At 45.7% G+C, this 16,341-nt stretch carries 11 protein-coding genes; 2 read left to right on the plus strand and 9 right to left on the minus strand.

Annotation, left to right across the window (positions count from 1 at the left end; genetic code table 11):
- Positions 1–993 (minus strand): ABC transporter permease, encoded by a 993-nt coding sequence (locus tag J2Z66_RS07350; RefSeq protein ID WP_245375335.1) that lies wholly within the window; start codon positions 991–993, stop codon positions 1–3.
- A gap of 98 nt (positions 994–1,091) precedes the next feature.
- Positions 1,092–1,949, minus strand: coding sequence for an AraC family transcriptional regulator (locus J2Z66_RS07355; RefSeq protein WP_209970703.1), 858 nt, complete (start codon positions 1,947–1,949; stop codon positions 1,092–1,094).
- A gap of 165 nt (positions 1,950–2,114) precedes the next feature.
- On the opposite strand from J2Z66_RS07355, the gene J2Z66_RS07360 reads away from it, so the two are divergent.
- A complete protein-coding gene (locus tag J2Z66_RS07360; RefSeq protein ID WP_209970704.1) occupies positions 2,115–3,455 on the plus strand; it encodes a hypothetical protein in 1,341 nt (446 codons plus the stop codon).
- Positions 3,456–3,542: 87 nt separating this feature from the next.
- Here J2Z66_RS07360 and J2Z66_RS07365 read toward each other — a convergent pair whose 3' ends face one another.
- From J2Z66_RS07365 to aroC, 4 genes are all read right to left on the minus strand, one after another.
- On the minus strand, positions 3,543–6,491 hold the full coding sequence (locus tag J2Z66_RS07365; RefSeq protein WP_209970705.1) for a heparinase II/III domain-containing protein: 2,949 nt from the start codon (positions 6,489–6,491) through the stop codon (positions 3,543–3,545).
- A 20-nt stretch (positions 6,492–6,511) separates the two neighbouring features.
- Positions 6,512–8,629, minus strand: coding sequence for a DUF4838 domain-containing protein (locus tag J2Z66_RS07370; RefSeq protein WP_209970706.1), 2,118 nt, complete (start codon positions 8,627–8,629; stop codon positions 6,512–6,514).
- 908 nt (positions 8,630–9,537) lie between these two features.
- Complete coding sequence (locus J2Z66_RS07375; RefSeq protein ID WP_209970707.1) at positions 9,538–10,647, minus strand: PsbP-related protein; 1,110 nt, start codon at positions 10,645–10,647, stop codon at positions 9,538–9,540.
- Between the two features lie 113 nt (positions 10,648–10,760).
- Entirely contained in the window at positions 10,761–11,828 is a 1,068-nt protein-coding gene (gene aroC / locus J2Z66_RS07380) for a chorismate synthase (protein ID WP_209970708.1), read from the minus strand.
- Between the two features lie 129 nt (positions 11,829–11,957).
- Between aroC and J2Z66_RS07385 the strand changes: the two genes are divergently transcribed.
- Positions 11,958–12,860 (plus strand): LysR family transcriptional regulator, encoded by a 903-nt coding sequence (locus tag J2Z66_RS07385; protein ID WP_312894433.1) that lies wholly within the window; start codon positions 11,958–11,960, stop codon positions 12,858–12,860.
- A 401-nt stretch (positions 12,861–13,261) separates the two neighbouring features.
- On the opposite strand, the gene J2Z66_RS07390 is transcribed toward J2Z66_RS07385, so the two are convergent.
- The 3 genes from J2Z66_RS07390 to J2Z66_RS07400 form a co-directional block, all read right to left on the minus strand.
- The gene (locus J2Z66_RS07390; RefSeq protein ID WP_209970709.1) at positions 13,262–13,879 is read right to left on the minus strand and encodes an alpha/beta hydrolase; all 618 of its coding nucleotides are present in this window, start codon (positions 13,877–13,879) and stop codon (positions 13,262–13,264) included.
- A gap of 26 nt (positions 13,880–13,905) precedes the next feature.
- Positions 13,906–14,886 carry a ring-cleaving dioxygenase gene (locus J2Z66_RS07395; RefSeq protein ID WP_209970710.1) on the minus strand — a complete coding sequence of 327 codons (981 nt, stop codon included), beginning with the start codon at positions 14,884–14,886 and terminating at the stop codon, positions 13,906–13,908.
- 334 nt (positions 14,887–15,220) lie between these two features.
- Complete coding sequence (locus tag J2Z66_RS07400) at positions 15,221–16,024, minus strand: alpha/beta hydrolase (protein ID WP_209970711.1); 804 nt, start codon at positions 16,022–16,024, stop codon at positions 15,221–15,223.
- Positions 16,025–16,341 lie beyond the last annotated feature (317 nt).

Raw genomic sequence — 16,341 nt, forward strand, 5'->3', positions numbered from 1 at the left:
TCAAAACAGTCCTTCCTGGCCGCTTTTTTTGATCAAATAATTGGCAAGCAGCACCATGGCGAAAGCAATCACATTCTTGAATAGTCCCACCGCCGTTGTGAAGCTGTACTGCAGTTGCAGAATACCTGCCCGGTATACATAGGTATCGAGAATATCTGAAACACTATATACGGCCGGGTTATACATATTTAGAATTTGGTCGAAGCCGGCATCCAGCAAGCTCCCGATACGAAGGATGAACATAATGGATATCACCGGCAAGATTTGCGGAAGCGTGATATGCAAGGTTTGTTTCCAGCGATTTGCCCCATCCATCACCGCGGCTTCATACAGATGAGGATTGACGCCCGCCAGTGCAGCCAGGTAGATGATCGTTCCCCAGCCTACCTCCTTCCACATCGCAGAAACAACGAGCGTAAAGCGAAAATAATCTGGATTTCCCATAAAATAAATCTCTTTGAACCCCAAAGCTTTAATAATAAAGTTCACAATGCCTTCGCTTGGTGACAGAATAGTCGTTAGCAGTCCTGCCAGTACTACCCAGGATAGAAAATGCGGCAAATACATAATCGATTGCGTAATCCGCTTGAATTTCTGCAACCTCAACTCATTGAATAAAAGTGCGAGAACTATAGGAGCAGGAAATCCGAAAACAATGTGATAAAAGCTAATGATGATCGTATTGCGGATTATGCGTCCAAAATCATTGGAAGCAGTAAACATGTGTTTAAACTGATCCAATCCGACCCAGGGACTTTTGGCAATACCATCCATGAGATTATAATCTTTAAAAGCAATCTGCACGCCATAAAAAGGGGCATAATAGAACAAAGAATACCAAATAATCGCAGGCAGCAACAAGAGCATGATATATTTTGCTCTCTTGTACTCCTTCCATACATCCCGCAAAGACCTTCTATGCCGGGACGTCATGCTCGTCGAAATTATATTCGCGGTCCCCCCCGCTGCCAAGTTCGCCTCTGTTTGCTTCATAGACATACTCCTTTCTGTGTCTATTTATCTTACGGCAATTACCTTCCCTTTTAAATTTTAAATTCATTGAATTTGTTTTGAAATATTTCAATCCGCCTTTAAATCTGCTTGAAATCCATACTCCCGCTGCTTCTTATCCTGTGTAAATAAACCGCCCGGAACTCTGAAGGTGAATACGTTGAATATTCACGGAAGATTCTCGCGAAATGACTGGAATTCGTAAAGCCCAATTTAGCGGCAATCTCCTTAATACTTCTTTCAGGCCGCTTGACCAGATCCTTCTGCGCTTCAAGCAGCTTCAGCTTTGTAAAGAATTCAATGGAAGACATGCCGAACTTCCTTCGAATGAGTCTTGTCAGATGCTGGCGCGACAGCCCAAGCTCTTGGGATATGTGATTAATATCCACAGGTGAGGACAAATTTGCTTTCATCCAACTGATAGCCTTCTGCAAATGAATATTCGTGGAATCGGAAACATCCATGGCTTCAGGTCCGGTTCTATACTGCATAAAAAAGCTGATCAAAATTCGATAGAGAATAACAGAAATCCGATCGATAACAAAGTAATTCTCCACTTCCTCCAACACGGATAAGATGTCTCTGTGGATAGTGGGATGAGAAGCGTCCTTAATGGTTGCATAGGCAGGTTCAATTCCATAATGCTCCATAAGATTATCCGCAAGGTAGCCGGTGAAGGAAACCCAAGATAAATGATACATTTGACCCCGAAATATATAGGCATGAACAGTTCCCGGTTTCAACAATAACAATCGGCCTGGTTTTAAATCGATTGAATCCTTCCCGATGACGACCGTTCCTTCACCTTGATAGCAGCAAACCATTTGATAAAAAGGCCACTCACATTGTTCAGTCCGCATAATTTTTTCACAGCCCGCATCAACGGAAATTAGAGGCAGATATGGTGAACTGATTTTGGGTGCAAATTTAATGTACATCCGGCATCACCTCCAGTACATGGTCGATCTTCCCGTTACAACTTACAACCTTACGAAAAGGTTCCATCGAGAACATTTTGCGACATATCGGTTCTTTTTCCCGGGTCTGTACTCCTTTACAATTTCATTATGGAACAAAAATAAGATTGAACAGGAGTGCAGCCCATGTATCAATACGCAGGCATTCACAATGCCCAGAAGCTTGGAAAATATGGTGTGGAGGACACTTCGAAAATCGTAAAAAGACTGGCGTACTCGCACTATCGGCTGATGATGATCGAAGCCGCGCAGCTGCCCGCCCGGATGAACTGGCATTTCAAGGCGGGATTGGCTAAAAGTCTTTATGAAGACGCTCAAGCTATGAAGGCTTGGGTAGATCGGGCCTCTGAGCTGCGCAATCCACAGCTGCAGAAGATGAAATCCCCTGACCCATGGCTGGAGTTATTTTGGGACGAATTGCTAATGGCTCGCTCGGATTATGAATTGTGGGTAGGCATATACGAAATTGCCAAGCCCGAAATTCAACGTCTATATAAAGCATATTTGGAAGCTACCCAGCCTCTCGTAGACTATCCGACAGTTCGTCTGATGAAGCAAGCGATGACAGATCTGGACGATCAGCTTGCATGGGGATTAGCGATTCAACCTGTGTTGCTTGATGATGCCCAATTTTTTACGGCACATGCAGATCAATATGATATTATCGTAGATGATGAGCAAAGTGTGAAAGCATACAAGGAGCATTTGCTTGAGCTGCTTCATGAATGCGGCGGTATTGCCGGAGAATCAGCAGACCTAAACCGAACGCCTATCCGCTGGAGATCCAAAGAAGCTTTCGCCATCCCGGTTAAAGCTGTACGGGACCCGCGTATGGGTGGTGAAACCATTGGCCGCACAGGTGTAAAAAACCAACCGTTGGACAATGTACTAGCTGGCGCCGCCGAATCCGCCCGCATCCGCCAAGAGGAGCTGGGAGCAGCTGAGCTTATTGCCGCTACACTTGTGATGCAGCATGGGATGCCCTGGGAGTTTTACGATGACTTATCCAGACACTGCTGGGATGAAATGAGACATACGCTTTACGGGCAGGCCGTCCTCGATCTCGGAGGTTTCGAGTGGTTTACACAGCCGCAATTCAAAGGAGACTACGATCCCCATATGGACAAACCGGTCGCTGCCTCCTACGTGTGGTTATCCGTCGGCGTCGAAGGTGAAGCGATGAAGAAAGAACAAATGCCTAAAGAAGCGAGATTTTATAAAAAATTGGCTCAGGAATCCGAAGAACCTTTTGTAAAGCTGTTGGCTCAGGGAATTGATTTTGATTGGGCCGATGAAGTGACGCACCACCAGTACGGGCGAAAATGGGCCGAGGAACTGGTAGGCGGATATGGAACCGCAAAATTGATCGCGGATAAAGAAATGGCATTAAACAACGAGCGGATGAAGGAAGATACCCACAAATACTGGAATGGCAAGGTATTCAGTCAAAGGTATATAGGATCGTAAAACAATGCCCTCCCACTTCTTGGATGAGAAGTGAGAGGGTATAATTAATTCCATAGAAATCTAGCTATGCTAGGATATAAAATGCAGCTATCCAAATGATCTCGACAATGGATTTGTACCGCTGCGGATAACTCTGATACGCTCTGAAATCTGCTCCCCGGACCAAACCATCGGACCTTTCCCCAACCTGACAAGCAGCGTATCAGTTCCCCAGGACCCCGAGACGGTGAACCATGTTCCACCTTGTATCGGTTTGCTAGTGATGTCAATCGGTGGCTCGTTGCCGTTTGCGGGATACGGGATCATCAAGGCAGCTATATTCATGACCTCAGCATCAGAAGCAGGGCAAAAGACAAGATTATGAGTTGTCGCACTCTCATCCTCATATTGACTCATACGATGCTCAAGCTTCACATCGCAGGCATATTGCAGCATAAGCCCAGCTTTGGGTGCTTCGGCAATAAAGCTATTGTCACCCGTGGACCGAAATTTGCCGCGGCTGTGGAAGTTCCACTCGATTCCACCTGTAGGGGAAACCAGTTCATCAAGTACTAGAAAATAATTTGGCCTCACAAAAAGCAGTGTGCGGTCATAGCGCTCCAATTCTTTGTAGCTATTGGCCAGATCAGCCTTTAAATAATTGAACTGTTCATCATTATCATAGACAGATATCTTCACAGCCTGTTCAGCGTTCTTGTAGGATTGGTTTTTTCCCCGAATGGTCACAATATTATGATAGGCGGATTGCACATAGTGAACATGCCCGGGCTTACTGTAATAGATCATGCCTGGATCCGCCGCCAAAAACTCTCCATTGGCCTGGATGATAAACTGCCCTTTATCGTAATGGGTATGCTCGAACGACTGCCTGCCGCCTTCAAAAAACAGCAGCAAATCCGACTCCCTGGAACCTGTACGCCAGAAAATGCGATCACATTCGAACCTCTGACTGTCTGGTAAAGCTGCTTCTGCAATCGCTCGATCCTCATAAAGCAATAAAGTCAACAAGCCGTTTGTCGTGTATTGGCCGGTGCTTAGCTCTGAGCCAAAAAAGGAGCTCCCCGGTTGATAAGAGCGGTCGTAATACTGATGCCACATCCAATATGCTGACGTATCCTCATAATATTTGGCAAAAAACAGCAAGGAAGGTCCCATGTACAAAAAGCTATCTGTTTTGCAATCGCCTATGGGCAAGAAGCCCAGGTTGTTATCGTTCAGAGAACGCATGTGCAGGACGTATTGCATTCCTTCCTTCAATTGTGAAGGCGCAATATCAAGAACCGTCTTATTCCGTTGACGGGCGATCAGCATCAGACATTCTATGACATAATGCGTCGTATATTCCCAATACATCATGCCTTCCCCTGTCGTTCCGTCTGCTTTGTAATAGTTGTCGATCATTCGCAGGCACCACTCGGATTGCCTTGCTAGAATCGTATCGACGTCCGGATGACTTCTTCTTGCTACCAGACAAGCGTATAGAATCCCGGACGCATATACAGCGCCTTGGTTGCTTTCAAGCAAGTATCCGTCCTTATTTTTTCGCAAAAACATATCAAGCGCAGGAATCGCCTTTTCATAAACAGCATCCTCCACCGCTCTTTTCTCTTCGGCAGAAAGCAGATTTCCAATGAAATCGTAGCAAAGCGCCACCCCCTGCATCAGATGAGCCTCGTAGAACGGTGCACGATAGCCTGTAATTCCTTTCGGTATGCGGCATAGGAAGCCCCCGCACCATTCCTGGCATTGGATAAGGGCCAACAGCGCCCTTCTGGCGGAAAGGCCATATTTTAATTCTCCCCCCAGCAAATAAGCTAGCGAGCTGTAAACGAGCGTACTGAACCAATGGCGCGTCTTTTCATAAGGAACGGAAGCTCGTTCAATTCCCTGGTTAGCCCAGTACGCGGGAAAATAGGTGCCTACATACGATTCCGGCCGGTACCCCTGATTTAAGTCAGCCTCGGCAATAATTTCTTCATAGAAGCGTTTGCCTGTACCAGATGAAATGGTTTGTTTAAGCTGCGCCAAACCCGTATCATCAAACAAAAGCTTGAGGGGCAAGCCCTCCGACTCTGCAGCGCCCATGGTTATGGGATCCTCAATATCCGGTATACTGCTGATTTCATTGGAGTCCTGCGGATCAGCACCACAGCTCTCCAGCATGAACCAGTACAAGTGCGCTAAATGCTGTCCCTCGCTATCACTGGCTAGCTCGATCGTGATTCCCTGCAGCTTGTTCCCTTGTATCGGTACTCGCAACTCTTCCATCCCCGCACCTTTGTGGCTATCTATCAGTAGCTTAACCTCGCCATCGATAACTGCTCGAAGACTAAATCTCCCTTTTGTTTCTATGGAGATACATACGATAAATGCCTGAAATTCGCGGATGTCATGATCGTAATCCCGCGAATAAGTGATTTTGTTTGCAGGGCCGTCTTGCGGAATGGTCAGCTTCAACCGTGCAAAATTCCAATCCCGGTTAAGCCCGTCATCCACAGCGGTTGCAGGGGCATCGCTCCCCTCTTTGTTCCACATGTCCACGCGATAATAACCATCACTTGTAAACATATCGAGCAGGCTCTCACCTGTATGAATAGGAATGAGCGGACGCTGCGGCAGCCAGATTGGGAGTCCAATTGTCAATACTGTGCCGGCAAATGTGAAATCCCGGGCTCTGAACACGATCTTATGTGCACGCTTTCGCGCTTGCTCTGGCAGCAGCGCATAAATATGCTCATTCCCCGCCCACTCGACGACGATGATGATTTCATGCACCTGCTCATCGTTAACATCTTTGATGAGGAGATCGACTCCGAGCATCGATTTTATGCTGGCGTGAATCGGTAAGTCAAGAAAGCAGGATTCATCCACAGGCTGTGGGAGAATAAGGGTATACTCATTTTGCTGTGCCGTATCCCATTGGATCAAGAAATTCGTTAAACGATCGTTTCCCACACTTCCCGCTTTTTCAAAATTTCCCACGTTTCCATCATTTCCCACATCTCCTGCGTTTCCTATTTCCGCAATTTTATCCATAAGTAAGCCTCCCTCGCATCCTATGTGTGCTGCTTCGAACCTAGCTGTAGATGACGCCAAGTGCGGCAGCGCCGGATCAATTCCCTTAGTTGGCTGCGCGTTAACGCAGCTTTACTCTCAAGACCAGCTCCGGGCTGCTCGTATCCGATCGGCAGGAAATAGGCATCCATTCGCTCAGCTGTTTGTTCGATTCTTTGCCAGGAGACATTGACTAGCGACTCATCTCCTTTGTAAAGTGCATCATAGTACACTACGAATTCCACCTGAAGCTTGAGCGTGTCGATTCCATACAAAAGTAACCGGCGATCTTCACCGAGACGCAGCTCAAACCTAAGCTCGGCCAACGATTGCGCCCTGGCATCGACCGGATTGATAGCTACTTTCCAAGTGGCGAGAGCTTGCGAAGCAAGAGCTGCCTTGTCATCCGCTAACGCAGTGAGGATAAGCTGCAGCGCCTGATCCAGCAGATCAAGTGACATTCTTCCAGCCTGAACGGCATTAGCCGCCTGATGCTGGAAATGGTCACCCACTGCTAACGGCTGAACAGGCTTGGCACCATCCCAAGCAAGAAGCAGCGACAATACGCTGTCTTTTTTCCATGATCGCCAATCAGCAATATAACCCCATGCCTGCTCTATAGACTCGTAAGCTTCGCTCATGGTTACTGCATGAGGACCATACCAATTAACAAAGTATTCCTGTAAGAAACGGTCAGTATCCGTCTCCGCATCCCAGCTAAGCTGTGCATAAAGCAATTGTGTTAATGTCCGCATCCCCCAGTTGACAAGCGGGACGTGCATATAAGTGATACCCTTTACCCCCATCCGCCAGTAAGCTGGAATGTCATGCGCCATACGGGATGTAAAAAGAAGCGGTAAATCTTCAAATTTGGAAACGTTATAGTACTCTCCCATAATGACAGGAAGTGTGGATTTGAGATCGCACCAGCTCTGTAAAGCTCCGTGGTAGCGACTGTTGGCAGAGCAGCTTCCAGCATCCAAATCATGCTCATAGCAGCGATTGATTGGATAATAAACGACTAGATCACCAGCTTCAGCTACGTTATCCGGGACTGGATACTGTGGACCGTCAAGGGTATCCGTTCCTTCGTAGCCACAGATGATCAAGCGGATAGGATGCCCGATATCCCCAAGAGCCAAAGCATGGTTTATGATGCCCCTAAGCCCGGAAACGAAATGCAGCAGCCGGTCTGCACTGCTGCCAAGATTTTGGCAAGCGGTACACATGCAGGAATGTCCCCAAGTGTCAAAGCCCCATAAATCGACACGGTCAGCTTCCTTCCAATCCCGCTGCAAACGACGGACCAATTCAGCACCCAAAAATTCAATTAAGTCCGGCTGTGACACGCAAAACTGGATGCGCAACGCCTCTTCTTTGATCCGGATTCCATTCTCAGGCAGCCCATACCAATGCGGATGCTGCTCCCAGACCGTAATGCCACTTGAGAGTAGGCGATCTGGATCTAGAATCGCTTCAAAAATATGGCCGCCTACTTTAAATATCATGCCAAGCTTACGGCAAAAGGCCGCGGTAGAGCTCCGGTATGCAGTAACATTCAGCCGATTCCTGGCCATCCACAGAAAGAATGTTTCTGATTCCATAGAAACATATTCAAAATCAAAGCCACGCCCCATATCCATCGATGCTTTTCTTTCCCATTTGCCTTCAGGCAAAATCAAAAAACTGCCTTGCTGCGGCATGATTGCCCCGGCATCTCCAAGTGCATACCAGCGCCATCCCTGTAAACGCAGCAGCTCATACGCCCCATAGAGTACGCCGGCTCTGCCAACGCCCGTTACCACAACACCTTCCCCGATGCGCTCCAGCGTAAATGCTTCGTCAAGCCGGAGAGAATCAGCAATATGGAGCGCAATGTAGCATCCATTCCCGCTCCTTTGTTCGACGAATCGAACCGGAATTGCCGGCAGGCTGCGACTCAAATGTCGTTTTAGCTCCATCGCTGCGAACGCGGTTGTACAGCGGCCTGCCGCCCCATGATCGCTGTCAAAATCGATTTCCCGCTCCTCCTCAGACCAGAGCTCCGTAAACAGCTCCGCTCCGGAGTATGGGACCACGATTTGGATAGACATAACGAGCTGATCCCGATTCACATTCATATACGTTCCTCCTGTAAGACCATGGTTGGGTACCTAGAGTGTTATCTCGATCACTCGTTCAATTCATCAATCGTTCAACTGTTCATACGTTTAGTTGTTCGAACAATCAGTTATTCAAACAATCAGTTATTCAAACGTTCACGGAGAAAACTCTTTTACTTTTAAATTATACAACCCAGACTGCCTCACTCATATAAAGATAACGCTTTAATATATGGATAAATCGATTACCAGCGAATTTATATCCATAGTAACTCTTAGCTGACAAAAATGCATTAGGCAATTGTTAGCTCGTCCTTTGATAAGCGTGTTCGTGACTTAGGTGCGTTATGAAGGTAAGGGGTGTGGGCTCCAGCCGCTGTTAAAGATTTATTCCCTTGAATGGAATGGATGTAGAGGTTGGAACAACTCTTTAAAGGCGGACGCTATCGCTCTTCCTCCAGCAAGGGTTTTTGTCTTGTTTGGAGGAGATTTCCTAGCAGGCGCAGGCGCTGGTGAAGATGAGCGCGTGCAGCTGAGTGGAGCTGATGCTTAACGATGTTTTTCATCGTTAAAGCATCCAGTTCCTCTTCATATCCTTGCTTTAGCGATGAAAAACATTTTCCCTTAAGTGGATCACGCTCATTTCCGCTGAGAGCAGGCAACCACTAACGCTCATCCTCACCGCATCCCTTAGTGGCGATAGGATAATTTGAGCTTCCGTTCTGATTCCCTTGGAGGATGAAGGGGCACACTCATCAACTTTTACACTTTAAAGCTGCACTGTGTATTCGAGAGTTTCCCACTCCAGGCATCAGCCCAAAACTTAAACTTTCTAATAAAACTATAAAAAATGCCAGAAACCCTTATTTACAAAGGATTTCTGGCACTTTTAATGCTAGCATATAGATCGAAGAAAACAGACTTTTCTATTCGATAATTTTAAATGTTTTTGTAGCATCCATGTACCCTTGCTTCTTTTCAGCCATCAGCTTTTGCTGGGTCCAGAATAAAACCTGCGAGAAATGCTTGGATGATTGAACTGTCGTCAATAAGTAAGCAATCTTGATTTTATCAACCTCACCTGTGATCTCCGACTGCAGCGCTGGCTGCCCGTTAACTTCAAGTGAAACAGGCTCTGAAACAGTTGCATTTTGAAGCCCGGCACTCATATTATCCGCGATGATTTTATTATATTCTGCCAGCTTCATATCATCAGCAAAGAGATCTTTCTCTTCCTTCATAATAATGAAGTAATCTTCGGAACTCAGCTTCGCCCCTTGCAGATCAGCTTCTTCATTCAGATTAGCTTCCTTCCAATCTCCAAGAACGGTCAACTCTAGCTTGCCATCTTTGCTTTTCATAACTTTTGGTTCGTTACTGTTTGCAGAAGGAGCTGCTGAAGGTGCTGTGGTACCTGCAGTTTCTTCAGCGCTTGTTTCCTTAAGAACTTTAAATGTATGAAGTACTTGTTCAAAAGTACTAAGGTTTGCTTCGAATTTCGATTCTGTCGACCATGTCACAAGTTGATAAAATGAGTTTCCTTTTTCCAACAGTGCAACAATATATTTTACTTTGATGTTTTCAGCTTCCCCTGAGAAAATTAATTGGGTAGCTGGTACTGCATCAATAGTGATCTCAGACACTTCATCTTCTTTATAATTTTTGAGAGATACGGCTGTGCCGCTTATAAACGTATTCTTAAAATCCTCTAATGCTGCGCCATCGGAATAATCATTCTTAGACACTTCATTTATCATAATATACTGTTCTTTACCACGATTAGACGCACTTATCTTGGCTAACTGCTTGAGGGCAGCGTCGTCTTTCCACTCTTTTGGTACAGTGATCTCAAAATTACCATCTGGTGCAGTTAACGTTTTCCCTTTAAACTCCGGTTTAGTCTCACTTGTTGCTTGACTGCCAGGACTGGATGATGCTCCATTTGTTGCTTCGTTTTTTGGGCTGCACCCTGTAAAAATTAATAATGAGGCCATTCCTGTAATCAAAATTTTTCCTAGGTGTTTGGGTGTGTTCACTTATGTAGTTCCTTTCTTGTGACAATTTTTGATTGGACACTATAACCTACTTACACTAACACCTTATGCTTTGAAACACAAATGGGGGTGAAAAATTGTCAATGATTGTCGATTCAAAAAGAGGATTTATCATGCAGCGCTGCTTGCCGCTTGTATTGATCTTCAATAACGAGGCAGGCCATGGCTTCCACCACAGGAATAATTCTCGGACAAATACATGGGTCATGCCGTCCCTTAGTGACGATGGTCTGCTCCTCCCCGTTAGTACGGACGGTTTGTTGTGGAAGAGAAATAGAAGAAGTCGGCTTCACAGCAACTCTGAATATAATCTCCTCTCCTGTGCTTATCCCTCCAACAATGCCACCCGAATGATTGCTCAAAAAACCGGTAGCGTCCATTTGATCATTATGCTCGCTGCCCAGCATGTCAGCTGCTGCAAAGCCAGCACCAAATTCGATTCCTTTAACAGCACCGATCGAAAGCATCGCTTTGGCAAGCTCGGCATCAAGCTTATCAAACACAGGTTCACCTATGCCTGGACTCAGACCTCGAATTCTGCATTCCACTATGCCTCCACAGCTATCCCCGATTGACGATAAATACTGAATTTTTTCAATCATTGCTTCTGCAGCTTGAGGATCGCAAGCTCTCACATCATTTTTTTCGATTATGCTTTCATCAAATGTATTACAGCGGATTCCCCCGATCTCTTGGGAGTAGGCAATGATACTTATTCCCCTGTTTTCCAGCAATTTACGGGCGACTGCTCCTGCCGCCACCCTCCCTGCTGTCTCCCGTCCTGAAGCTCTTCCACTGCCCCGGTGATCGCGGATTCCATATTTTTTCAGATAAGTAAAGTCCGCATGTCCTGGACGGAATGCATGTTGAATATCCGTGTAAGCCTCGGGTCTCATATCTGTATTTTGCAAAATAATAAATAGCGGTGTTCCCGTAGTTTTCCCCTCATAAATACCCGAAAGAATACGAATGATATCATATTCCTTTCTAGGAGAGGTAACCGACGATTGGCCTGGTTTTCTGCGATCCATTTGAATCTGAATGTACTGCTCATCGATTTCTACTCCAGGTGTAACCCCGTCGACAATAACTCCAACTGCTTCACCATGCGATTCGCCAAAGGTTGTAATTTTAAACATGTCACCAAACGTATTTCCAGCCATGATATAGCCTCCTATTTGTGTTCATTTATGGTCATTTGACATATAAGATCTACTTCAATTATAATTTCCCCATCAAAATAAATGAAATCGTAATTTTATCAACTTGTCATAGAGAGGATCTATATCATAATGATGATGAATATGGAATGGTATCGTATTTTTCTATATGCAGCTAGATTAGGCAATTTAACAAGGGCCGCAGAAGAGCTTCATATTACTCAGCCCTCTGTTAGCTATGCGCTGAAGCAATTGGAAGCGGGCTTAGGTGTGAAGCTGTTTAACCGGATTTCCAAAGGAATCAAGCTGACATCTGAAGGCATTGCCTTGCTCGAATATGTGGAGCAGTCTTTTTCATTACTCCATGCCGGGGAAAGTAAAGTTCATTCTCTAAAAAATCTTGCAGCAGGAGAGCTTCGCATAGGGGCTAGCGGGCCGATTATTAAGCATCTTCTCTTGTCTCCGCTGGATCAATTCCATACCGATAACCCGGGCGTTCGCATCCGTCTATCGCAAGGAAAAACTGCGGAAATCAGGAAACAGCTAAAAGAAGGGCAAATTGATTTAGGTTTTGTTCATCTGCCCTTATTTGATCATGACCTCCATGTGGAGCATTTAATCACTATTCAAGATTGTTTCGTCGTAGGTCCTGCTTACAGGGGAATGGCCAATCATCCGATTTCTTCGGCAGAGCTGGCCCAAATACCACTTCTCCTCTTGTCTCAAGGAAGCAGCACCCGACAATTTGTTGAACAGTGGCTTTCCTCTCAAGGCTTATCTGTCGAAGTCGATATTGAGCTCAGCAGTTTGGATATGTTGATTGAGCTGGCTCAGCGTGGCTATGGGGCCGCCTTTGTGACAAGCTCCTTTGTGAAGTCTGAATTAATGGCTGAAAAGCTATTTCAACTGCAGCCCATTGAAGCAATACCCACGCGTTCCATAGGTGCGGCGACACGACGGGACATTTCTTTATCCATTGCTGCACAATATTTTATGGATTTGGTACGGAGAAAAATGCTTAGTGGCGTCCTTTGAGGTACCTGTTCAAGAATTGGCAGCGTAGCAGGAGGGAAGGAATGTGGGCTCCAGCCGCTGTTAAAGATGTGTTTCCTTATTTGGACTTGGTGGTAGAAACACATCTTTAAATGCGGACGCTATCGCTCTTCCTCCCACATCCCTTCCCTCTCTCTCAACTGCAGAGTTCAGAACAAGCTATTCTCAAACGGACGGCCAAAAAAGATTTTTCTCTTTGCTGGAGGGGGAATTCCCTCGCGGTTGTAGGCGCAGGGGTTGAAGATTGGTAATTTTGTGTCTCCACAAGCTTGCCCTAACAATTACAGATGAAAAAAATTGAGCATCATATACGTTCTCTTTTATGCATTAAAAGACGCCCCACAATTGCTGGAGCGTCTTCTAAGAGATATCAAGTATTAAGTTCATTTCCGGTTTGTATAATGCTGATCAAACCACTCTTTGGCCTTTTCAACCTCTTCGCGTGTTAATTGATGTCCGCCCTCTGTCCAATATTCGGTTACATCTGCACCTGCTTGACGCAAATGCGCGGAAAGCTCTTTGGTTTGCTCCGGGTCGATCAACGAATCCCGCTTTCCTGCTCCAATGAAGACCGGGACGTTAGCCAGGCTGGGCAGCTCGATATGTTGACGGGGAACCATCGCATGGAATAGGATAGCACCTTGAAGTGAGTTCTGATGGTGATATAACAAACTTGCCGCGATATTGGCTCCATTCGAGTAACCGATAGCTACGACATGATCACGATTAAAGCTGTACTGCTCAGCAAAATCCGATATATGGTCATTCAGCTCTTGCGTCCTGAAAATAAGATCTTCAATATCAAATACGCCTTCAGCCAGCCGACGGAAAAATCTAGGCATTCCATTTTCTAAGACGTTGCCCCTAACTCCAAGCACAGACGCATCAGGCGCAATGATTTCTGCTAATGACAACAAGTCGCGTTCGTTGCCGCCTGTACCGTGAAGCAGCAGTAAAGTCGGCAAGTCCTTCCTTTTTCCCTCTATAAAAACATGCTTCATTTGAACCCCTCCTTTATGGTTAATTATTAGTTTGTAGTTTCCAATGGTTTTAGTTTCGCTTCAATTGCTGCCCGCTGATTTTCGAAGTACGGAGGCAGTGCCAGGCGTTCCCCCAGATGCTCGAAAGACTCGTCGCCCTCGAAGCCAGGACCATCTGTGGCCAACTCGAATAATATGCCATTTGGCTCTCTAAAATATAGGGAACGGAAGTAGTACCGTTCAACAAATCCTGAATTGGGCAGCCCCGCCTGGTTGAGTACGTCCACCCATTTACGAAGCTCTTCCTCGGTCTCAACCCGGAAAGCTACATGGTGCACGCTCCCCCGCCCTGGCCGTTCTCTAGGCAGATCATCACGTTCCACCAAATAAACTTCACCGCCAGTGCCGCCTTCTCCTGTTTCAAACACACGAACCTGGCTCTGCTCTTGTCCAGCGGAGGTGAAGCTCTCCTTTTCGCGGTAATTCAGTACGTCCATCAGCACCTTTGCGGTCCGTTCCGGACGGGATACGGTTAAGGTAACAGGACCCAGGCCTAGAATGCCATGCTCAGCTGGTACAGGGCTCTTGTCCCATGGCTTACCGCCAGGGGTCCCAACATTGTGCTCATCAGAGACAAGCATTAAACGCTGGCCTTCAAAATCACGGAATGACAGCGATGCACGGCCTGCCACCTGCACGATCTCATCATGATCGACTGCGCTTTGCTCGAAACGATTTTTCCAATATTGTATAGATGCATCATTCGGAACACGAAGTGAAGTAAGTGAGATGCTATTTGTCCCGAAAACAGTATGACCAGCATGAGGAATTTCGAAAAAGGTCAAATCTGTACCCGGGTTTCCCCGCTCATCGGCATAAAATAAGTGATATACAGAAGTATCATCTTGGTTAACTGTTTTTTTGACAAGTCTTAGCCCTAATATTTGTGTATAGAATTCATAATTACCTTTCGCATTAGCCGTTATAGCTGAGACATGGTGTTGTCCTTTAAGTGGTTTAAGATTCATCGTGCATCTCTCCCTCATGATAGAGTAGTTAAGAACCATAAGTTATCCAAGTTCATTATCAACAAACAACTTACTTTAATATATTAACTAACATTATTATATCACGTTACCTGTCTTTTTACAAATACGAATATGATTAAAGAAAACCTCCTTGCCCTTTGAATTACGTGTTCATGACGTGGGTGAGTTACGGGAGGGAATGACTGTGGGCTCCAGCCGCTGTTAAAGATTTGTTCCCTTCAATGGAATGAATGATGACTCCCTTGGAGAATAAATGAGAGCCATTCTTTTACAGTAAATGAAAAAGAATGGCTCCCATAACATATATGTATACTTAGAAATTAGATGAAAATCTCCGTTTAATAAACTGTTCGCATAAAAAAGTCCATGTTCTAACGCTTGCATCATCTTCGGCTAATCCCATACCATGCGGCCCGCTTTCGTAAACCTGCATTTCATAAGGAATGTTATGTTTACCTAATGCTTGTGCAAATTGGATACTATTCTCTACAGAAACAACCGCGTCATCTGCAGTATGCCATAAAAAAGTTGGAGGCGTTTCGGACGAAACCTGAAGTTCACTCGATAGGTGCCGCTTCAATTCATCAGGAGCATCAAATCCGATCAAGTTGTCCATAGAGCCCTGGTGCCTATTTACTTGGAAGCTAATAACTGGATAGCATAGAACTGAGAGATCCGGACGGCTGCTTTCCTGCTGAATGGGATCAGGATCGTTCTTGATGCCATGGTCGAAATGAGTTGCTGCCGTTGATGCCAAATGTCCCCCTGCTGAAAAACCCAAGATACCAATTTGCCGGGGGTTGATGGACCATTTTTGGGCATGATGACGGACGTACCGGATTGCGCGTTGGGCATCCATCAAAGGGACTGGATGTTTGTACGGAGCTAACCTGTAATTCAGCACGAAAGCCGAGATTCCAATACTATTTAACCACCTGGCGATAGGTTCTCCTTCATGCGGAGCAAGACCAGCATACCCTCCACCTGGGCATACAATAATAGCGCCGATTTCTTTGTCAGATTCAATGGTGTAACAGTCCAGCAAAGGACTGCTTTGATTGATTTCTTCATTAAATAAAGGTGCTCCCTCTGGCCATATCAATAAACTCGTTTTCATATATTCCCCTCCATCATTAAATACATGCAAACCAAATAAATCCAATGGTAGTATATCACTTGTAATTATTAAAAAAAAGACATTTTTTGCTCAAAATCGTATCCTTGTTTGCATGCAGGAAATCGGTGTCCAACCTTATCATAGAACAGCAAAAAGAGGGTTGAAACTAGTTCATCCCTTTGATAGAAAATAGAAAACATCGGTAATCACAGTTCTTCCGCTCCCGCACCAGTGAGAGAACTCCCTCCAACCGAAGGGAAACCTTGTGGCTTGTGTCCGTTTGAGCTTGGTGTTCTTACGGTTTGTAGCTGAGAGGG

It is taken from the genome of Paenibacillus eucommiae (genome assembly GCF_017874215.1).
GTDB classification, from domain to species: domain Bacteria; phylum Bacillota; class Bacilli; order Paenibacillales; family NBRC-103111; genus Paenibacillus_AI; species Paenibacillus_AI eucommiae.